Genomic DNA, 20,566 nt, shown 5'->3' with positions numbered 1-20,566 from the left:
TTGCCATGGCTTTTTTTATAATCTTTCCAATTCGGCAGAGAGCGCTTTTAAATCCTGCTTCATCAAATTGATATTTGATTCCAATTGATCATACATATCTGCCCTATTTTCCAACTGCTCGCTAGTATACTCGCCCCCTTCGCCAAAATAGAGATCCAACATCTCTTCTTCTGATGATTTGGTAATCTGTCCGAAGCTGCTCCATTTCTGAACGATTTGTTCCCTTAAAGAAGACTTGATTCCATTTTCAGGACTGGAATAGTTTAAATAATACCAAACCGCTGCTGGGAAGTTCTTCGAAGTTGCTGCACCAAACCAAACATCGCGCAGGGCATTTCTCTTATGGAAGAAATCGGTCTTTTCATCATTCAGCAACATCATCACACCGAATGAAGCCTCAGCAACACCCGTGGAGATACCCACCACATGGCTAGCCCCTTCGTCCTTGACAACACCTTCCGTTAAGATAGCACCCAAGGCACCAACCACGATAGCTGCCACAGTGAGTTTAGATTCTTTATCTTGAATTTTTCCTTCAAGGTAGTTGGCGACTTGGCTGGTCCGCTCCTCTTCACAGTCCATTTCTGAAGAAATGGCTGAAATTTCTAGAGAAGAACTATTGATCTTCTGATCGATCGCCTGCTTTAACTCCAACAAGTCCAATCTATATTTCAGATCATCGGGAGCTGGGTTTTGCTTTAATTCCGCATATTTTGAGACGGTCGTCAGAATGCCAATCGCATTGGCCATATTAAGGCTATTGAAGGTCAATTTACTTTGCAATAAAGGGGATACCGATTGTTCGTGCAGGGGAATTGGTAGACTATCCACATCATATTCATACACATTTTGCTGATTACAGTTGCTATGGTGCAACAGGTCCCTAATCTCAAGGTTTTTGACAGAAGCGCAGGAATTCAGCAAGATAGTTCCTATAAGCAGGAGGAATGAGAAATTTAACCTTTCCATAATTTTGTTGGAGCAAATAATAGTCGTGTAATAATTAGACAATATTCTAGCTTGAAATCGATAATTCCAAGTAAATTCGAAAATTTTCGCGAACTGAAAATCAATTAACCCGAGGGTGGAGGGAGGATTTCAAGGATAATCTTCACAGAATTTATTTGTGATATTTTCTAAAAAAAACCTTTACTTTACACAATAATTAATGGCTAATAACTATTTAAACCAAATTAATGGATAATATTATCTCCTCGATCTCCAATCTAGTATGGAGTGAAGTTTTAATTTATTTGTGCTTATGCACAGGGCTTTACTTCTCCATTCGAACAGGATTCCTTCAAGTTACATACCTAAAAGACATGATCAGGTTGCTCTTCGCCAAGAAGAAATCTGACGAAGGTATCTCATCTTTTCAAGCCTTTGCTTTGGCAATTTCAGGCCGTGTCGGTACAGGGAACATTATAGGTGTGGCTACCGCCATATTCTATGGTGGGCCAGGCGCCGTATTCTGGATGTGGGCAATTGCCTTTTTAGGTTCTGCATCAGCTTTTGTGGAAGCAACTTTAGGTCAATTGTACAAACAAAAGGAAGGCAATGAATTTAGAGGTGGTCCAGCCTTCTATATCGAAAAAGGTCTTGGCGTAAAATGGTATGCCGCGATATTTGCTATTCTTACCATTGTAAGTGCTGGTTTATTGCTTCCGGGTGTGCAAAGTAATGCGATTGCATCCTCGGCATTCAATGCCTATCAAATCGACCCATCCTATACAGGAATTGCCATTGTAGGATTATTGGTCCTTATTATTTTCGGCGGTGTAAAAAGACTAGGAACTGTAGCCGAGTTTGTGGTGCCATTTATGGCTGGTGGTTATATCTTGATGACCTTGATCATCATTGGAATTAACTTCCAACAAATTCCTGAGGTATTTGCACTTATCTTTAAAAGTGCTTTTAGCTTAGATGCTACTTTTGGTGGTATTATCGGTATGGCGATAGCATGGGGTGTAAAACGCGGAATCTACTCCAACGAAGCTGGACAAGGTACTGCACCTCACGCAGCTGCAGCGGCAGATGTATCCCACCCCGCTCAACAAGGATTGGTTCAGGCATTCTCAGTTTATGTAGATACCTTATTTGTTTGTACCGCAACAGCCCTGATGATTTTATTTACTGGCATGTACAATGTAACAAATGTGGATGCTGCAGGACAACCTACGACATTGTTGGTAGAAAACCTGCCAAATGTAGATTATAATGGCTTTACACAAGCAGCAGTATCACATCACTTCCCTGGATTTGGAAATGGCTTCGTTGCTATTGCCCTATTCTTCTTTGCGTTTACTACCATTATGGCTTATTTTTATTACGCAGACACCAACGTTGCCTATTTGGTAAAAAGTGAAAAAGCCAGAAAAATCATTGGCTGGATCTTTAAGATCGTCTTTTTGAGCACGGTTTATTTTGGAACGGTAAGGACAGCAGACACTGCATGGGCGATCGGTGATATCGGTGTAGGTTTAATGGCATGGACCAATATTATCGCCATCTTGCTATTGAGCAAACCAGCTATGAAGGTTTGGAAAGATTATAAAAGTAAAAGAAAACAAGGAATTGAAGACCCTTCGTTTGACCCTAAGGCTATTGGAATTAAAAATGCCGAGTATTGGGAAAACAATCAGGATTAAAACCAAGCTTCTGAATAAAAAAAAGCGAGATTTGAGTGCGTTATCAAGTCTCGCTTTTTTAGTTAATGAATCCCGAAGCAGGTAGTAGCAAACACTAAAACGAATGCCACTAATAACAACAGAATTAAAGTTGTCAATGGGGTCCTTTTCATTTCCTTTGCTTTATGTTTATTCTGGTGATTGTAACTAAAGTTACACAATATTTCCTATTAGCAAAGCATCAAGGCTTTGGAAATCAGTTTTTAATGGTTAAAAATATGGCCTAATAATGCCAAAGTATAGATTCTCTATCCACGAAAGATTTGATTGTCTGAATAATATGCTAATTTTGGGAAATTTTTTTCATTTAATCTAAGCTTATGAATAAAGGCAATTTCTGGGCCTTATTACCGCTAATCCTGTTTGTCGTGATATACTTTGCAGGATCATTTATACTAGGGGATTTTTATGCCTTACCTGTCCTTGTTGTATTTGTGCTTTGTCTTTTTGTTGCATTTTTTCAATTTCCTAAGAAAGCATTCAATGAAAAATTAGTCCATTTTGCTCAAGGAGCGGGAAACGAGAACATCTTGATCATGATCTTAATTTTCCTTTTGGCAGGCGCCTTTGGCGAATTATCCAAAAACATTGGGGCCATCTCCTCCACCATCAATTTTGCCTTAACCTATATTCCGGCTCAGTATGTGATAGCAGGACTGTTTTTGGTTTCCTGTTTTATATCCACCTCTTTAGGGACATCTGTAGGGACGATTGTCGCCCTTGCACCCATTGCTGTTGGTTTGGAAGAGAATATCAGCGGTATCATGCCTATTGCCTTGGCGGCTGTCATAGGCGGATCCATGTTCGGAGATAACCTATCTTTTATTTCGGATACCACCATCGCAGCGACCAGAACGCAAGGCGTTGGTATGAAAGAAAAATTTAAAGTGAACTTTAAGATGGTACTGCCTGTAGCCATTATCGTGATGATCATCTATGCGTTCCAGGGTAACCAGATGCTGCATAATACCACCAATATGAATGTGGGGGATTTTGAATTGGTCAAGATCCTACCTTATGTATTGGTGTTTATTTTGGCCTTGTCTGGCCTAAATGTGATCTGGACTTTGGGAATCGGTATCTTAAGTGCAGCAGTCATCGGATTGAGCACAGGTTCCATCGACTTCCTAAAAGTCTTAAAATCCATTAATGATGGATTTGCAGGCATGTTCGAATTGAGTATCCTATGTTTGATCATCGGTGGTGTTGTGGGTATAATACGATACAATGGAGGTATTGACTATTTGTTGAATACGGTGACCAAGCGCATCAATTCGAAGAAAAGAGCTGAACTGAGTATTGCTTTTTTGGTTAGTTTGGTCAATTTGGCTATTGCAAACAACACGATTACCATTGTCATTGTTGGTCCAATAGCAAAGGATATTTCAGATGAAAACGGATTGGAAGGAAGCCGGGTAGCCAGTATACTGGATACGATTTCCTGTTTTATCCAAGGATTGGTTCCTTATGGCGCGCAGATATTAGCAGCTATGGCGGCAGCAAATGTGGTACTTTCGGAAGAAGGAAAGACATTGCTCTCTCCAATAGATGTGATGCAATATCTTTATTATCCTGTTTTGATGGGTATAGTTGCTTTCTTGTTTATTGTCTTCAGAAAGGACAAACCACAGTTACAGGCTGCATAGACTTTCTATAGATATTTTTATAGCATCCTGCCTTTCATGTCCAACTTCTTGATCAGATTGGATTTTACGATGGCATACAGGCTATCCTTGGCTTCAGCGAAAGATATTCCATAACGCCTTGTTCTTGGATGTAATTCATCAGGGAATCTTGCCAATAGAGCATCATAATATGCATCTAATCCAGCTTGGTCGGGCATTTCATACTGGATCCTGATCTGGAACCTTCTGATCAGAGCACTATCAATGATGTTTACATGGTTGGTCGCACAGATCAACAGGACATCAGCGGGTAAATAATCGATCTGTTGGATTATGGAATTGACCAATCGGCGCATCTCACCTACATCATTGTCATCGTCTCCCCTCGCCTTTCCCAATTGATCAAACTCATCCAGAAACAGAACCGCCTTATCGCGAGCTGCACGATCGAAAACCTGCTTCACATTTTGGGAGGTCTCACCGATCCTTGAATTGATGACATTACTCAGATTCAGGATGATCAATGGCTTGCCTAAGCTGTTTGCTATGGCTTTGGCGGTGGTCGTTTTCCCACAGCCTGAATGTCCGAACAGGAGAACTTTATTGCTTACGGGCAGACCATACTCATGGAGCTCCTCAAAATACCGATGCTCTTTAATAAGCTGATCGATCTTTGAGCGATTTTCTTCACTCAAGAACACATCATCAAGTAATACAAGGTCTTTATCCTTAATAATAAGGTCCTGGATATTCATAATTTCCTGTTACTGTTAAAGCCGTAAAGATAAGGCTTAAATAGATATATGCGACAATAAAAAGCCGCTCAATTCATTTTGAGCGGCTGATCTATTAAACCTTTTTTCGGTTATTCCCCGAATCGGTATCCAATAACTTATTATTCGGATCGACCCCTACCTCTACTGGTTTTTTATCGACCGTTATCTTCAGCTTATTGTTGATCTTATCGATCTTTACCTTTTTTAGGTAAAGGATATTATCTACCTTAAAGCCATTCTTTTCGATAGGATCGCCAAGGACTGCAACCTCTACATAATCCTGTAATGGTAAGGATTGGACAGTGTTTTTACCGTTTTTAATGGTTAAGGCTGTTCCTTTGGTATCTTCATAGCTCTTTTTGCCCAAAGGGTCAGTCCTATATTTTGATACTTGGAAATCAATATCCACTTCGTATTTACCGTTTGCCAGCTTCTTAACCTTGGCATCCTTGACCTCATTGTCGTAAATCGTAACGGTTTCAAACAAGTCTTTAATCAAATATTGCAAAGAATCTGGAACTACGGGTCTCAGCATATCGACAAATTCAATGGAGGTGGTATATGGTGGATTCTGGAACTTCACTTTCTTATTATAGCTTTTTAGGAATTCGTTGAATTTCTTCTCCCCTAAATATTCGCTCATGGCATACATCACCAAAGAACCTTTGTTATAATGGATGTAGCCTTGGTTTTCATTGAACATCAATGGATTTTCACGGATCTTTTCTTGAGCTCTTCCCAAGAGATACTTATCTAAGGCATCCTTCAGGAACCTAAACATCTGTTCTTTGCCATAGGTATGTTCCAAGACCTTTAAGGAACTGTATTCTGCCAATGATTCAGACATCATGGTTGTACCCTGGGTATTGGCACCGATCACCTGATGGGCCCACCATTGATGGGCAAACTCATGGGCAACCACGGAATATGGGTAATCTACTGCATCTGGGTCATCCTCATCCACCTTGGCAATGAATCCAATACCTTCTGAAAAAGGCACGGTATTGGCAAATGCCTGCGCAAATGTCCCCATCGAAATTGGAAACTCAATAACCCGCATTTGCTTGAACTGATAAGGCTCATAATTGGACCCATAATAGTCTAAGGACTTCTTCATGGATGCCATCATCCTATCGAGGTTATACTCATGTCCTTTATGGTAATATATCTCCAAATCCACCCCATTATGCTTTTCTTTTTTGGTCTCATATTTAGCAGACATAAAAGAATAGAAATTCAAGATTGGCGTATCCATCTTATAATGGAAGTAACGTTTTTCTCCGCTGGTCCTTTCTTTTTGCAAATAGCCTGGAGCAATGGCAATCTGATCTAGGTTCGTGCTCACAATGGATTCATAATTGATCCAATCGGCGTCGTTGGAAATGTACGTATTCCCTAGTTTGCTTGAGTCTCGAGGATCTGCCATCCTGTTTTTATCAGGTAAACCATATTTCTTACGAACCCTATTATCGGAAAGCTCTGCAGCTTCAGAATAGGTTAGGGTTGGAAACATCATATTGTTCAGGAATGTGCCATTCTCCAATACCGGGGAACGATCGAACAAGAAACCATTCTCTTTATTTTTGATGGTATAATCAATCCGCAAGGTATCTCCAGGATTTAAAGGTCTAGCCAGGGTATAGATATCAACCGCCAAAACCGTATCTCTTAAGAACAACTTGGATTCCTCTTCAAATTCGATATCGATGAGGTTATTATCGCTTTTATTCATAAAGATGGTATCGATGGGTTCCTTCGTTTTATTCAAATAAGTGAAAGAAGCCCCTGCCTCGAAATTTCTATTTTTTGGATCTATGTCCAATTGAACAGATACATCAATCAATCGAGGTATGGCCCTATCCGCATACTTTTTGTATTTCTTTTCATAGTCAACCAACTGCATCTCACTTTCAAGCGCGCTATAACGAGGCTGTTTAATATTATTTTCTACATAGATCGCATAGCCTAACCCGATAAAGCCAACAAAAGCTAGTAGCATAGGTATAAGCAATGCTGGTTTAGATCGTTTGACAAGAAGGTTGATTTTCTCTTTAATATTGGAAACGATTCCTCGTCTCCAGAACAACAGCGTTATGCCGAAAAGTCCCAGTCCAAAAAGGATCCAATAGATTCGATAATAGATAAAATGGCGGATATCGGCATAGCCATTCATATCTGAATATTGGAACGATGCCCCCTCTCCTGGTTTGAAGATTGCTTGTTCGATTCCAATCTTGGATAAATAAGGAATGGTGAAGAACAAAATCAAGCAAATAATAAATCCTATAAAATAATTCTTGAAGAAATTATGGATGAATAAGGAGAATAGGATCAGGAAAAGGAACTGTAAAGGATATAAGACGAAGAGTTCAAAGGCATAGTGCCCAAGCTCGAAGTTATAGAAACCTTTATAGGTTTGATATACAATACCATTGATCAAACAAACGAGCATAACCAAGTACACTAATTTTATCATGGCCAATACCTTTGAAAGCAGTAATACCCAGTTAGGAACTGCTGTAGCCTCAATCAAGAGGAACATATTGCTCTGTCTGGACCTTTGGATTAGCATCCCCGCAAATAGGAAGATCATGATGTTCAGGAAGAAAGTATAGATACTTCCCATGGCTACCAGCACTTGCCAGGTTACGGGATAGGTATAGGTTCCAAACAATTCGCCGGAAACTGAAATCACGATCAAGACAAACAAAAAGGCAATGCAGAGCAGAATGATAAAAGTCCAGTTCTTGATCAAGAACTTAAAGTCCTTATTGGAAAGGCTCCAACTGAGCTTAAGGTTAGCAAAGAAGCTATAGTCCTTTTTAACTTTTGGAAGTGCGATTTTTAGGATGCTTCCAAAGTTATCCTTCGTCATCCTTTCGGATTCTTTTGGCTTCTTAAAGGAAATACCAAGCTGAGAAAAGCTGAATTTAAAGTAAACCAAGCCAAAAAACAAGAGTGAAACGGCTAACCAGATTAACCTATTGTAGATCAAAACACCTTTGATCGGTAATAGATTGGTATTCTGCTCATCTACACTCCAATAGCGGCTATAGTATTGAATAGGCTCAAATCCGAATGGATCTAACAATGCTACTAAATAGCGATTGTCTACATTTCTAACTGCTGTATCAAACAGGGATTGCAATAGGAACAAAATAAGGACGAAAACAAAACCTACATATATGTTTCTGCTGAAGGTAACTAGGGCAAAAATAACGCTTCCAAAGAGTATAAAATTAGGTAGAACGGTTATCAGGAAGCCTACGATATAGGCCATTGGGTTATTAGGGCCCAATAACTCTGGATTAATCCCTGGATAGAACTGCCCTGCGTAATAGCCTATACCACAAATAATAGCTATCAGCGTAACTACGACAAAAGAACTCAGAAATTTTGCTGAAAGGTAATTCAGCTTATCCAGTGGATAGGAAAACAGTAAGGTATGTACGTTATACAGATAATCCCGATAGACCGATGCGCCGATGATAGTCGGTAGCAGGAAATAAATGAGGGTGGCAAAACTATTGAAGAAGCTAGCGATCCTGATTGGGGAATTTAGGTATACAGGTGTCGAGGTGGTACTCGTCACAGCATCAAATGCTCCCAAATTGGATATAGTTGTTAAGAAAGCTAGACCAAAATAAATAGCACAGTACACATAGAACACTGGTTGCTTCAACCAACGCTTGATCTCAAAGAGAAAGATGGTCTTAAACATTTACCTTATCGCTCTTAAGGGTTACGAAATAAACATCTTCAAGGATCGGAGTCGCCGGACTAAAGGATTCGTGTGGCTGCTGATCGGCATGCACACGGATATTTAAGCTATTATCCTGGTTGTAATTGGAGGAGATCACATTATAGATGGTATTTTCTTTCTCAAAATCAGCGCGATCAATTTTCTTCTTCCAGATCTTTCCTACTAGGCGATCAGTACCTTCCTGCGTACTTCCACGGAATAGGACCTTCCCACCATTCATAATAGCGAGTTCATGGCAAAGCTCACGTACATCATCGACGATATGCGTGGAAAAGATTACCGTATGTTGTGCGCCGATTTCTCTTAAGACATTTAAGAAACGATGTCTTTCGGCAGGGTCTAAACCGGCAGTGGGCTCATCAACAATGATCAGTTTGGGGTCGTTTAGCAGCATTTGAGCAATACCGAAACGTTGCTTCATACCACCTGAATAGCCACTGACACTCTTGCTTCTAAAATCGTATAGGTTAGTGATTTCTAAGGCATTGGATACAATCTTCTTGCGGTCCTGTTTATTACTGATGCCTTTTAATTCCGCGAAATAGTTCAGCAGGTCCTCAGCGGAAAGGTTGGGATATACACCAAACTCTTGCGGTAGGTAACCGAGAATACGCCTCAAGGCATTGTTGTCCTTCAGGACGTCAATATCTCCGAACTGTATACTTCCACTATCAGGGCTTTGTAGCGTAGCGATAGTCCGCATTAGAGAAGATTTACCGGCACCATTAGGCCCCAATAAACCAAACATCCCTGCTCCGATTTCTAAATTAACATCATCAAGTGCTTTTACACCGTTGTTATATGTCTTCGTTAAATTACTGATCTTAAGTTCCATTTATAATTGATTGTTGTTTTCATAAATTAGTACGTTTTTGTTAAAAAAAGTAACAGAAAAATTAAAATATTTTTTTCTGTTACTTTTTTTAAGACTTAAAACTGTTAGGCATTAGACCTAAGACCTATGGAAATGGAACAAAAAACAATGTCTGGAGATGAATATTAATGCCTAGGAACAATTTGCAAAAGTCTATTGCCTGATGTCTGTTGTCTCTTAGTCTAAAACCAAGAAAGCCGACAATTTCTTGTCGGCTTTCTTGGTTTTATATTAATTTTTATTTTTTGTAATACTTCATGGCTTCAGGAACCATTGCTTGCAATTGGCTAATACGTCTAGCATCACTAGGGTGAGTACTTAACCATTCAGGGTTCCCTCCTTTTTTGCCTTGGGACATTCTTTCCCAGAATGCTACAGCTTCTTCCGGATTGTAACCTGCCATTGCCATCAAGATAAGACCAGCTTTATCAGCTGCTAATTCATCATTTCTTGAGAACTTCAATGATCCTACTTGGTATCCAATACCGTAGATCTGGTTGAATAGACCTGTATATCTGCTATTACTGATTGTTCCAGCAGCATTTAATAATTGTGCACCGAACTGTGCCGCCATTGCATTTGAAACTTGAGATACCGAATGCTCTTCGATGGCGTGTGCAATCTCATGGCCCATTACAGTAGCCAAACCAGCATCATTCTTAGCAATTGGTAAAATACCTGTATAAACTGCCACTTTACCTCCTGGCATACACCAAGCATTCACTTGGTCACTTTCAATTAGGTTGAATTCCCAGTTGAAGTTAAATTTATCAGCAGCCCCAATCTGCCTCAAATATTCATTTGTTGCCGCAGCAATTCTGTTACCCACTCGTTTTACTTGCGTAGCAGCAGCAGAACCTGTTTCAACTTTAGAGCTATTTTTACTTAAAAAATCTTTATAAGCCAATGCAGCTTGGTTATTGATAGTCTGAGAGTCTACCAGTTTTAGATACTTTCGCCCGGTTATGGCGGAAGTGGCACAACCTACCAATGTAGCTCCTAAGAGCAGCATGGAGGCGTATTTTGTTATTCGTTTCATAAGTGTTCTTGATTTAGTTTATCTAATACATTTAAATTATCTTGAAGTATTAAACAAAACTTGTACCCAAAAGTTTAATCCTGTGTTTTTTTCTTGAATAAATATATTTTGGATTCTTTGCCTTTGAGCAGTCTCTCTATGTTTTTCTGGTGAGTGACTAAAATTAGGGCACAAATTGCGATTCCATATAAGAGAATGGAAGGTACGGTGGTCTTAAAAATAAATGCTACACTAAATGGGAAGGCGAAGCCAGCCATAATGGAGCTGAGGGATACATAATGCGTGACAAGGAGTACGACTAGGAAAACCGATACGCAAACCAAGGCTGCAGGCCAATGGATCGCAAGGACCATCCCGAATAATGTCGCCACACCTTTACCGCCTCTAAAGCCAGCAAAAATGGGAAATAAGTGTCCTAAAACAGCGATTACACCCAATGCCAATTGAACATTGACAAATTGAGGGGCATCATGGTTTCCTACAATCGTGGCATCTAATAAATAAGGTAAATTGGTTGCAGTCCATCCTTTCAAGATATCGACGAACATCACAATGGAACCAGCCTTTTTGCCTAATACCCGGAAGGTATTGGTGGCACCAGCATTTCCACTTCCATATTCACGTACATCAACTCCATAAAATGCCTGCCCAAACCATACCGCAGTAGGGATCGAACCGAAAAGATATGCTAATATGACAATTCCAACAAGGTATATTGATATCATTTACAGCAATTTACTAAATAAGTTTTGCTTTTAAGCTTAAATCCAGACTTTTGACGGAATGCGTCAATGCCCCTACAGAGATAAAATCTACCCCCGTTTTTGCATATTCAGCAATCGTATCCAAAGTGATCCCGCCAGAAGCCTCCGTCACCAATCTATCCGCAACTAAATCAACGGCCTCCTTCACTTGAGCAGGACTGAAGTTATCTAACATAACACGATCCACAGCCTGTAGTTTTAGGACTTCGGTTAATTCTTCAAAATTCCGGACTTCTACTTCGATCGCAATATCTAATTGGTTTTGTTTTTTGTAATCAAAGGCTGCATTTACCGCAGCTGAGATACCCCCGGCATAATCCACATGATTATCTTTGATCAAGATCATATCATATAGACCAAAACGATGGTTGGAACCTCCTCCAATTTCAACAGCTTTCTTCTCCAAAAACCTTAATAAAGGCGTTGTCTTCCGGGTATCCAATACCTTTGCAGCAGTTCCAGCTATGGCCTGCACATATTGGGCAGTTTGGGTAGCAATACCAGACATGCGCTGCATAATATTGAGCACCAAACGTTCACCTTTAAGAATAGTATGGATTTTACCTTTTATTTTGAAGGCGATGTCTCCGTATTTTACAGAGCTGCCATCAGCGATAAGCTGTGTAAATTCTATGGATGGGTCAATTTGAGAAAATATTTCTTTAGCCACTTCCACCCCTGCAAGGACACCCTCTTCTTTGACTAATAATTGAGCCTCTCCTAATTGTTCTTCTTTTATCGTAGATAATGAGGTATAATCCCCTGCTCCTACATCTTCAACAAGGGCTTCTTGAACAAAATGTACTAGTTTATCTTTGAATTCTCTCTCCATTTACAATTTAAAATTAAGCGAAGATGAATAAAAATATATTTATATGGAAACTTAAATACGAAAAACTAAACATTATTCTATCCGAAGTTCATTGATTTGGGCATCTCCCCCCGACTGAACTAACTTGACAAAAACACGGTAAGAACCTTGATTTGTCTTGATCTGATAGACTATATAAAAACTGTTGTTACTGCTGTTAGTTCGTTGAACCTGTTTTACTTCGGAGGTTTTGGTCAACCGGAAAAAGTCGCTCAATATCACTTCAGCTTGGAACTTTGAATAATAACCCGAATCATTCTTGATGGAAAGAGAAACATTTTGCCCAAAAAAGTTTGCCACGTTCTTGGCGTTGTTCGCCTTTAGAGCACCTAAAAGCTCTAAAGCTACGTCAGATTGAAAACTAGTGAGCAATAGAAACGGCAAAAGCAGCATTGCAAGAGCAATCTGCCTTATTTTTTTCCAATAACCATTCCACATTCCTAACATAATTGACTTGGTGTCAAAAGCAGCTCATTATATTTCATAACAGCCACTAAACATTAAATTCATTTTCCGAGGAACAATAAGCGAAAATTATGCCAATCCTTGTTAAAAACACATATTCACTAATTTGTTGCAATACAAACTATACCCTGCCATTCCTTAACATTTTTATGAATTATGAGTATATTTGTGTAATGAGTTCTGAAAATAAAAAAGTAGCACTATTGATCCTGGATGGATTAGGCTACGGAAAAAATGATAATTCAAACGCTGTAATAGCCGCTAACACTCCTTTTTTAGACTATTTGCTTTCAACCTATCCTAACTCCAAACTTGAAGCATCTGGCGAAGCCGTAGGATTACCTGCTGGTCAAATGGGCAACTCTGAGGTTGGCCATATGAACCTAGGTGCTGGTAGAATTGTTTACCAAGAATTAGGTCGTATTAATAAAGCTGCCCAAGAAGGTATCTTCAAAGTAGACCCGACTATACAAGGTGCTTTTGAATACGCTAAAACAAATAACAAAAAGGTACATTTCATTGGTTTGCTTTCTGATGGAGGTGTACACGCACATATTGAACATCTTAAAGCCTTGACGGATGCAGCGCAGGTTGCTAACCTTACAAATGATCAAGTGTTTATCCATGCCTTCTTGGATGGTCGTGATACTGACCCTAATGGGGGTGCTGGTTATATTACTGATTTAGAAAACCACTTAAAGCATTCTGTAGGCACAATTGCTTCGGCAATTGGTAGATACTATGCCATGGACCGTGACAACCGTTGGGAAAGGGTAAAACAAGCTTATGACCTATTAACTAAGGGTATGGGTATCCCTTCCAATAACCTTGTCGCTTCAGTCGAACAATCCTATGGCGAAGGTGTAACGGATGAATTCCTAAAACCAATCGTAATGGTTGATGCCAATGGCCTTCCTAAAGCTACCATTCAAGAAGGTGATGTGGTTATCTGTTATAATTTCCGTACAGACCGCGGTCGTGAGATCACTGTTGCCCTTACACAACAAGCATTTCCGGAATATGATATGCATCCATTGAAGTTGTACTATGTGACAATGACTTCGTATGATGATACGTTTAAAGATGTGAAAGTAATCTTCCAAAAAGATAACCTTACTCAGACTTTGGGTGAAACCTTATCCCTTCAACATAAATCACAGGTTAGGATTGCTGAAACTGAGAAATATCCTCACGTTACTTTCTTCTTTTCTGGTGGTCGTGAAAACGAATTCGAAGGTGAAAGAAGATTATTGATTCCTTCGCCGAAAGTTGCTACCTATGATTTACAACCAGAGATGAGCGCAAATATAATTGCCGACTCTATCTGTAAGGATATGGAGGAGAATGGTCCAGATTTCATCTGTTTAAACTTTGCAAACCCTGATATGGTTGGTCATACTGGAGTATTTGAAGCAGTTGTTAGAGCTGTGGAAACAGTGGATGCTTGCACCAAGCGTGTGGTTGAAACAGGTATTAATAATGGCTATTCCTTTATAATTTTGGCTGACCATGGTAACTCCGAGTTCATGATCAACGAGGATGGTTCAGTGAATACTGCCCATACGACCAACTTGGTTCCTTGTATCTTGATCGATAGTCAATATAAAAACATTAAAGACGGTAAATTGGGTGATGTTGCTCCTACAGTATTGGCGCTGTTGAATTTACCTATCCCTACCGAAATGACAGGAGATGTCCTTGTATATTAATATAAAAAACATTCAAATCGTGGCAGCAGTGATCCTTACTGCTGCTTTTTATAGTTGCGGTAACAGCAGCCAAGAGAAAAAGCAACAGGCGGGTCAAGAGAAATATTTTGACATCCCTGCTTTTTTCCAAAAGGAAATAGACTCCTTAGCAGCGTTAAATCCTGAAATCAATAAAACGGTAAAAAAGGACGAGCAAGAAGAAACCAAGAAACTAAAGATCAAAGATTGGCAGGTAGAGCTATCCAGCTTTCAGGCTATTGACTTGAATAAACCAGCCTATGCCGGTTTTGTCAAAGTTGATGCGACAGATTCATTGATTCAATATAGTTTTACTAATCCGGAATTAGATTTGTCCTGCGTACGGATTAAAATGGACAAAGCTGGACAGCTTGAAATGATTTCCATTGAGAAGGAAGTTCGGAACACACTTTACAAAACCTCTGAATTTCTGGTTTATGAGAAGAACAATTTTTATTTGGTAGAAAAGAACCAGCAGGTAAAAGTAATGGGTGCAAATTATTACAAAGTCCAAGGCGAGTTTTAAAACCGTCCAAAAAAATAAAGGCTCGAAACAATACTGTTTCGAGCCTTTTTTATTAATAAGCGTCGTCTAACTCAATAAACCAGCTTTTAATAAGATTGTTTTAATTAATCTTCATAGTGGACTAATGAAATAATATTTTCACTGAATCGTGTCAACCTTCCAGCGCTTTGCAGGAAATCTAAGCTTATCACAAAGGAGTAACCTGTAATGATACCGCCAAGCTTTTCTACCAATTTACTCGCAGCCACAACCGTTCCTCCTGTCGCCAATAGATCATCATGCATCAATACCTTCGTACCTTCCTGTATGGCATCCTCATGCATTTCTATAGTCGCTTGACCATACTCAAGCTTATAGGATTCAGAAATAGTATGGAAAGGTAATTTACCTTGCTTACGAATCGGCACAAACGGCTTATTGAGTTCCTGAGCCAGTAGGAATCCGAATAAGAAACCTCTGCTCTCAATTCCGGCAATGACATCAATCTCTATTCCCTCAAGTTTTCTAACAAACTCCTTCACTGCCAATTTCACCAATTCAGGTTGTTGCAATAAAGGGGTAATGTCTTTGAATACTATCCCTGGTTGCGGAAAATCAGGAATATCACGAATATAGGCCTTCAGTTGTTCTTCAATCATCGATGTTATCTAAAATCCAAATAAAGTTCAATTTTACGGAAAAAATCTTCATCCAACGAAAGAACTTTCCTTAAATCGGCCATGGATTTAAATGCACCGTGCTGTTTCCTATAATTGATGATGGTTTGTGCTCTTTTGTACTTTACATAAGGGTGTTTACCTAAATCACTCTGATTGACATGATTGATTTCAAGTCGCTTGACCAAGCTTGTATCGATGCTTAGATACGGTAAAATGTTCTGAAATGTTTCCTCGGGTAAGCCATATACCTCTGCAATCTGCTCAACTTTTACAAAACCTCCTAAAGCTTCTCGAAAACGAACTATACGTCTTGAAAAGGCTGGACCAATTCCATGCAATTCCATGAATGCTAAGCTATCTGAACTGTTGATTTCTACAACCCGATTCCTCTTTTTAGCAAATTCCTTTCTTTCAAAGTTAGGTTTTGCTGCAACGAAATCGCTTTTCTCCAGCTCGGCTATTTCCGCATACGGAAGGATTTCTTGCAGTTTCTCCTCATGTAGCGAATATATTTTCTTTAGGTCCTCATTCTTGTAAAACCTTCCTCCCTTATTTCTATAATTGATGATTACCTGTGCCTGTTTGCTACTTAATCCCAGTCTTTGCCAACCTTCTTTGTCCAAGGTATTCGGATCAAACCTGAAGAGTTCAACCTTAGGCTTTCCTCTATAAATAGGTTTATTAGCTGAATATGCCTTCACCTTTGAATCAGGGTCAGCAGTTTCAGTTACCGGAAAATGTTCTATTCTGATTGGGATTTCTTTTTTTGGGAAAAATAGCGGGAGGAATACATGGGCTAAAAAGAGCAGGAATAAGATACAGATCAAAAACAACATACCCCTTTGCTCCTTTTGGGTCAGTTGAAAGTACTCGGCAAGCTTCCGCATCATCAAAAAACTTATGCTAATCCATTGTTAAAACTTTGATTAAATTTGTAAAAATATCTGATTGATACAATATGCATTTTGTCCGCCCTTTTTTTATCCTCAATTATGTGTATCCACAGGCGATTTGGAGAAAAGAAAAAGATAGAAATAATATATACTTAACATTTGATGACGGTCCTATTCCAGAAATCACACCCTGGATCTTGGATTGTTTAAAGGATAAAAACATCAAGGCTACCTTTTTCTGTGTCGGAGAAAATGTCCAGAAACATCCTGCTATTTTCCAAAGGATCCTTGATGAAGGACATGTGGTCGGAAACCACACCTTCAATCATCTGAAAGGCTGGGCCACCGAAGACGAAAAGTATCTGGATAATATTGCCAAATGCAATGCATTAACTAAAACATCTTTATTTCGCCCACCTTATGGCAGGGCCAAAAAATCCCAGATGAAGATCTTGTCCAAAGACTATAAAATCATCATGTGGGATGTATTAACGGGCGATTACGATCATAAGATCGGCCCAGAAAAATGTTATAGAAACTGTGTTGACTACACTCGAAACGGCAGTATCATTGTCTTTCACGACAATATCAAGGCTATTGATAATGTGAAATATGCTTTACCGAAAAGCATTGATACCCTGTTGGAAAGAGGGTATCAATTTAAAACCTTATTCGTCTGAGGGTTTAGCAATATCAACGGTATAATCCCTTGCACTGCTTACGCTGAAATAACCCAATGCACCATTACTGATGTTGGATGTTGGGTTACCTGGAGAAGCACTTCCTGGATTAGTTGACATATATTCAGACCAATAATTATACGATTCTTTACTGATCACATACCTTCTCACTAACAATTGGTCACCTGGCTTGATCTCATTGCCATATTCCCTACCCAATTGGTGAGTTACCTCATTGCCATTATTGTATTTATCAGAGAAAACAGCATTTGATTTAAAAGGTCCATCATTGATCTTGATGCTGTACCTATAATAGTTATCCTCGCCTTCCGGGTCATAGAACTTAAAGTTCAGGAAGTAATAGGTATTATTAAATATCGTCTCCTGATTGACACCAATGGATTCCACCTCGATATAAGGCAGCATCCTGGTGATAGATTTATATTCCTTGCCATCAACCGTGACGGTTAAGGTATAGGTTTCTCCTACTGAAATAGGCATATTGGAATTTGCGTACCTGCCCTCGCCGATGGAATTAAACCTAAAGATCCTTCCATTGCCCAATTGAATGAACACAGATGCATCCAAAATAGGCTCATAAGGTCTCGGCTCATCAAAATCAACCGTCCTCGTCACAAGAACTTCATGGCTACTCTCCTCATTGTTCATATCCCCAACAATCACGACCTGTGGATTGACCTTGTTAAGGTCTACATCAATCAACTCTTCACAACTACTAAATAAGAGTATACAGGAAAAAATGAACAAACTATATATCGATCTCTTTTGCATCATTTTAAAATTTAAAGTTCCAGGTTACTGAAGGAATAGCTCCAAACAAGGCTATTTTATAAGCTTCAGTGATATTAGCATTCTCTTTATTCTCTCTAAAATCAATTACATAAGCATTTTTACGGTTATAGGCATTGTAGACGCCAAATACCCAGCTAGAATGGAATTTCTTACGTTCATTCTTAGGCTCATAGGTTAACGACAGATCCAAACGATGATAATCAGGCATTCTATAACCATTACGCTCCTCATAGTAGAACATGGTCCTTCCATCGATTAGGTATTTACCACTTGGGAAGGTAATGGCATTCCCTGTATAATATACAAAGGTAGCTCCCAAGGTCCATTTCTTGGACATCTGGTAGATTCCCACCAAAGAAACATCATGCGTACGGTCTTGCCTTGCATTAAACCAAGTACCATCATTGATCTGGTCAAACTGCCTTTCACTCTTCGAAAGCGTGTAGCTTATCCACCCGTTCAATTTTCCTTTTTTCTTTCTCATCAGGAATTCTGCCCCGTAAGAACGACCTATACCATACAATAGCTCACCTTCCAATTGTTTATTGGCCTGCAGGTCCGCACCGTTCCGGAAGTCAATTTGGTTGTCCATAAACTTGTAATAGGTTTCGACGGAAAACTCATAGGTATTATCCCTAAAATTACGGAAGTAACCCAATGCAGCTTGATCCGAAATTTGCGGTTTGACGTTCATGCTACTCACCATATATTGATCAGTTGGCAAACTCGCCGTGGTATTGGTCAACTGGTGCAGGTTTTGGGTCATCCTATTGAAGCTCGCTTTGATACTGTTGCTTGAATTGAAGGCGTAAGAAAGAGAAAGCCTTGGTTCAATATTGAAATAATGTTTCGCGATCCCTGATTCATAATAAGATTCAGAAGTCGCATCTCCCTCTTCATTAAATTCGTAGAAAGTGCCAGGTCCCATCACCATGAAATCACTTAATCTAAGTCCATAGATCAAGGAAAGCTTCTCAAAAGGCTTCCAATCATGGGATATATAGGCCGATGCCTCCACACCTTGTCTACTTTCGATCGTGATGCTATTGATATCCGATTCGTCGACTGCACTGATGCTGGCAGGACGGATTTCTTGACGCAATAGATTGACACCAAATCGGATGGTGCTATTATCGTTGGAATAATAAGAGAAGTCTTGTTTCAGGTTTAAGTTCCTGATCTTCGAGGCAATCCTAAACTTTGAATCATCACTGTTTACATTAACGTGATAGGCAAAATCACTATAGATAAGGGAAGTATTGCTAAACAATTGCGAATTGATGATGGAATTCCAACGTACTGTCGCCGTTGAATTGCCCCAATCAAATGCAAATAGATCTGAATAACCTAAATCGTCCTTTCCAAAGTAACCCGATAAGTAAATGGTATTCCGATCATTCAGTTTATAGTTGAATTTGGCGTTCAAGTCATAGAAATACAGTTTACTTCGCTTAGCCCTATCATCCGAAGAAAACTTCAAGAACAGATCCGCATAGGTACGGCGACCACTGATCATAAAGGAACTTTTATCCTTTACAATTGGTCCTTCAAGCTTCAATCTAGAAGCAATCAAACCGATCCCACCTTCGGCACTGAACTTTTTATTATTACCATCCAGCATGCTGATATCCATTACCGAAGATATACGGCCACCATATTGCGCCGGAATACCACCTTTGTACAGATTGGCATCCTTGATGGCATCAGAGTTGAAAGTAGAGAAAAAGCCCATTAAATGGGATGCATTATAAACGGTAGCCTCATCCAATAAGATTAAATTTTGGTCTCCGCCACCCCCACGCACATAGAAATTTGCACTACCTTCACCCCCAGAAGAAACACCAGGAAGTAATTGAATGCTTTTCAACACATCCTTTTCACCAAAAAGGACCGGTATATTCTTCAATTCCTCCATGCTGAACTTCAAGTTACCCATTTGCGCAGAAGTGACATGGTCGTCCTCCTTTTTGCCGGTAACAACGATTTCCTCGATCACACTCGAATTGGAAACCAATTCAAAATTATGACGCTTAGAGGCATTGACTTCAATTTGCTCTTCTTTAGTGGCATAACCTACATAGGAGATTTCGATCTCATGCTTACCTTCCGGCAACGAGATAGAATAAAACCCATAGTTATTGGAGTAAGTGCTTAAATTAAGCGCTCTTACTCGAATTACAGCCGCAATTAAATTTTCACCAGAATTGGCATCGCGAACATAACCACTTAAGGTTAATTTTTCTTGGGCAGATGCAAAATCACATACAAAAACTAACAGCATTATGAGACTGATGCTCATGCATTGAGATAGCGATTTCATTCGCTTTAGGTTAAAAATCATGGTCAAAAGTAAAAAAGCCCTTCTGAACAACAAAATGGCTTTTACAGGTTTATAATCAAGTAT

17 protein-coding genes are annotated in these 20,566 nt (G+C 39.4%); 5 read left to right on the top strand and 12 right to left on the bottom strand.

The features are described from left to right. Positions 1–15: 15 nt before the first annotated feature. Entirely contained in the window at positions 16–969 is a 954-nt protein-coding gene (locus CKW03_RS08775) for a hypothetical protein (protein WP_093095878.1), read from the bottom strand. A 227-nt stretch (positions 970–1,196) separates the two neighbouring features. On the opposite strand from CKW03_RS08775, the gene CKW03_RS08770 reads away from it, so the two are divergent. Further along, a complete protein-coding gene (locus CKW03_RS08770) occupies positions 1,197–2,648 on the top strand; it encodes an alanine/glycine:cation symporter family protein (protein WP_093095876.1) in 1,452 nt (483 codons plus the stop codon). Positions 2,649–3,007: 359 nt separating this feature from the next. Further along, positions 3,008–4,333, top strand: coding sequence for a Na+/H+ antiporter NhaC family protein (locus CKW03_RS08765; protein ID WP_093095874.1), 1,326 nt, complete (start codon positions 3,008–3,010; stop codon positions 4,331–4,333). 17 nt (positions 4,334–4,350) lie between these two features. Here the strand turns inward: CKW03_RS08765 and CKW03_RS08760 are convergent, their stop codons facing one another. The 7 genes from CKW03_RS08760 to CKW03_RS08730 all read right to left on the bottom strand — a co-directional run bounded on the left by CKW03_RS08760 (position 4,351) and on the right by CKW03_RS08730 (position 12,837). After that, the gene (locus CKW03_RS08760) at positions 4,351–5,067 is read right to left on the bottom strand and encodes an AAA family ATPase (RefSeq protein ID WP_093095873.1); all 717 of its coding nucleotides are present in this window, start codon (positions 5,065–5,067) and stop codon (positions 4,351–4,353) included. A 94-nt stretch (positions 5,068–5,161) separates the two neighbouring features. Further along, positions 5,162–8,809 (bottom strand): M1 family aminopeptidase, encoded by a 3,648-nt coding sequence (locus CKW03_RS08755; RefSeq protein WP_093095871.1) that lies wholly within the window; start codon positions 8,807–8,809, stop codon positions 5,162–5,164. Then, positions 8,802–9,686, bottom strand: coding sequence for an ABC transporter ATP-binding protein (locus CKW03_RS08750; protein ID WP_093095868.1), 885 nt, complete (start codon positions 9,684–9,686; stop codon positions 8,802–8,804). The genes CKW03_RS08755 and CKW03_RS08750 overlap by 8 nt, the downstream gene beginning before the upstream one ends. A gap of 277 nt (positions 9,687–9,963) precedes the next feature. Further along, the gene (locus tag CKW03_RS08745; RefSeq protein ID WP_093095867.1) at positions 9,964–10,764 is read right to left on the bottom strand and encodes a M48 family metallopeptidase; all 801 of its coding nucleotides are present in this window, start codon (positions 10,762–10,764) and stop codon (positions 9,964–9,966) included. A gap of 74 nt (positions 10,765–10,838) precedes the next feature. Next, positions 10,839–11,489, bottom strand: coding sequence for a glycerol-3-phosphate 1-O-acyltransferase PlsY (gene plsY, locus CKW03_RS08740; protein ID WP_093095866.1), 651 nt, complete (start codon positions 11,487–11,489; stop codon positions 10,839–10,841). 13 nt (positions 11,490–11,502) lie between these two features. Then, entirely contained in the window at positions 11,503–12,360 is an 858-nt protein-coding gene (gene nadC, locus CKW03_RS08735; protein WP_093095863.1) for a carboxylating nicotinate-nucleotide diphosphorylase, read from the bottom strand. 72 nt (positions 12,361–12,432) lie between these two features. Next, positions 12,433–12,837 (bottom strand): DUF4783 domain-containing protein, encoded by a 405-nt coding sequence (locus CKW03_RS08730; protein WP_175486280.1) that lies wholly within the window; start codon positions 12,835–12,837, stop codon positions 12,433–12,435. Between the two features lie 200 nt (positions 12,838–13,037). On the opposite strand from CKW03_RS08730, the gene gpmI reads away from it, so the two are divergent. Together gpmI and CKW03_RS08720 are read left to right on the top strand one after the other, a co-directional pair. After that, positions 13,038–14,573, top strand: a complete 1,536-nt coding sequence (gpmI, locus tag CKW03_RS08725) for a 2,3-bisphosphoglycerate-independent phosphoglycerate mutase (RefSeq protein ID WP_093095860.1) — start codon at positions 13,038–13,040, stop codon at positions 14,571–14,573. Between the two features lie 19 nt (positions 14,574–14,592). Further along, complete coding sequence (locus tag CKW03_RS08720) at positions 14,593–15,117, top strand: hypothetical protein (RefSeq protein ID WP_139185427.1); 525 nt, start codon at positions 14,593–14,595, stop codon at positions 15,115–15,117. A gap of 104 nt (positions 15,118–15,221) precedes the next feature. On the opposite strand, the gene CKW03_RS08715 is transcribed toward CKW03_RS08720, so the two are convergent. Then, the gene (locus CKW03_RS08715) at positions 15,222–15,755 is read right to left on the bottom strand and encodes an adenine phosphoribosyltransferase (protein ID WP_093095855.1); all 534 of its coding nucleotides are present in this window, start codon (positions 15,753–15,755) and stop codon (positions 15,222–15,224) included. Positions 15,756–15,760: 5 nt separating this feature from the next. After that, positions 15,761–16,666, bottom strand: coding sequence for a ComEA family DNA-binding protein (locus CKW03_RS08710; RefSeq protein WP_093095853.1), 906 nt, complete (start codon positions 16,664–16,666; stop codon positions 15,761–15,763). 68 nt (positions 16,667–16,734) lie between these two features. Between CKW03_RS08710 and CKW03_RS08705 the strand changes: the two genes are divergently transcribed. Next, positions 16,735–17,349 carry a polysaccharide deacetylase family protein gene (locus CKW03_RS08705; protein ID WP_093095851.1) on the top strand — a complete coding sequence of 205 codons (615 nt, stop codon included), beginning with the start codon at positions 16,735–16,737 and terminating at the stop codon, positions 17,347–17,349. On the opposite strand, the gene CKW03_RS08700 is transcribed toward CKW03_RS08705, so the two are convergent. Together CKW03_RS08700 and CKW03_RS08695 are read right to left on the bottom strand one after the other, a co-directional pair. Beyond that, the gene (locus CKW03_RS08700) at positions 17,338–18,144 is read right to left on the bottom strand and encodes a DUF4249 domain-containing protein (protein WP_093095849.1); all 807 of its coding nucleotides are present in this window, start codon (positions 18,142–18,144) and stop codon (positions 17,338–17,340) included. The two genes, CKW03_RS08705 and CKW03_RS08700, sit on opposite strands and share 12 nt — an antisense overlap. 1 nt (position 18,145) lies before the next feature. Then, positions 18,146–20,482, bottom strand: coding sequence for a TonB-dependent receptor (locus CKW03_RS08695; RefSeq protein ID WP_093097730.1), 2,337 nt, complete (start codon positions 20,480–20,482; stop codon positions 18,146–18,148). Positions 20,483–20,566 lie beyond the last annotated feature (84 nt).

The sequence above is a fragment of the Sphingobacterium mizutaii genome, from assembly GCF_900187125.1.
Taxonomy (GTDB): domain Bacteria; phylum Bacteroidota; class Bacteroidia; order Sphingobacteriales; family Sphingobacteriaceae; genus Sphingobacterium; species Sphingobacterium mizutaii.
This window is presented reverse-complemented; position numbering and strand designations above follow the sequence as displayed.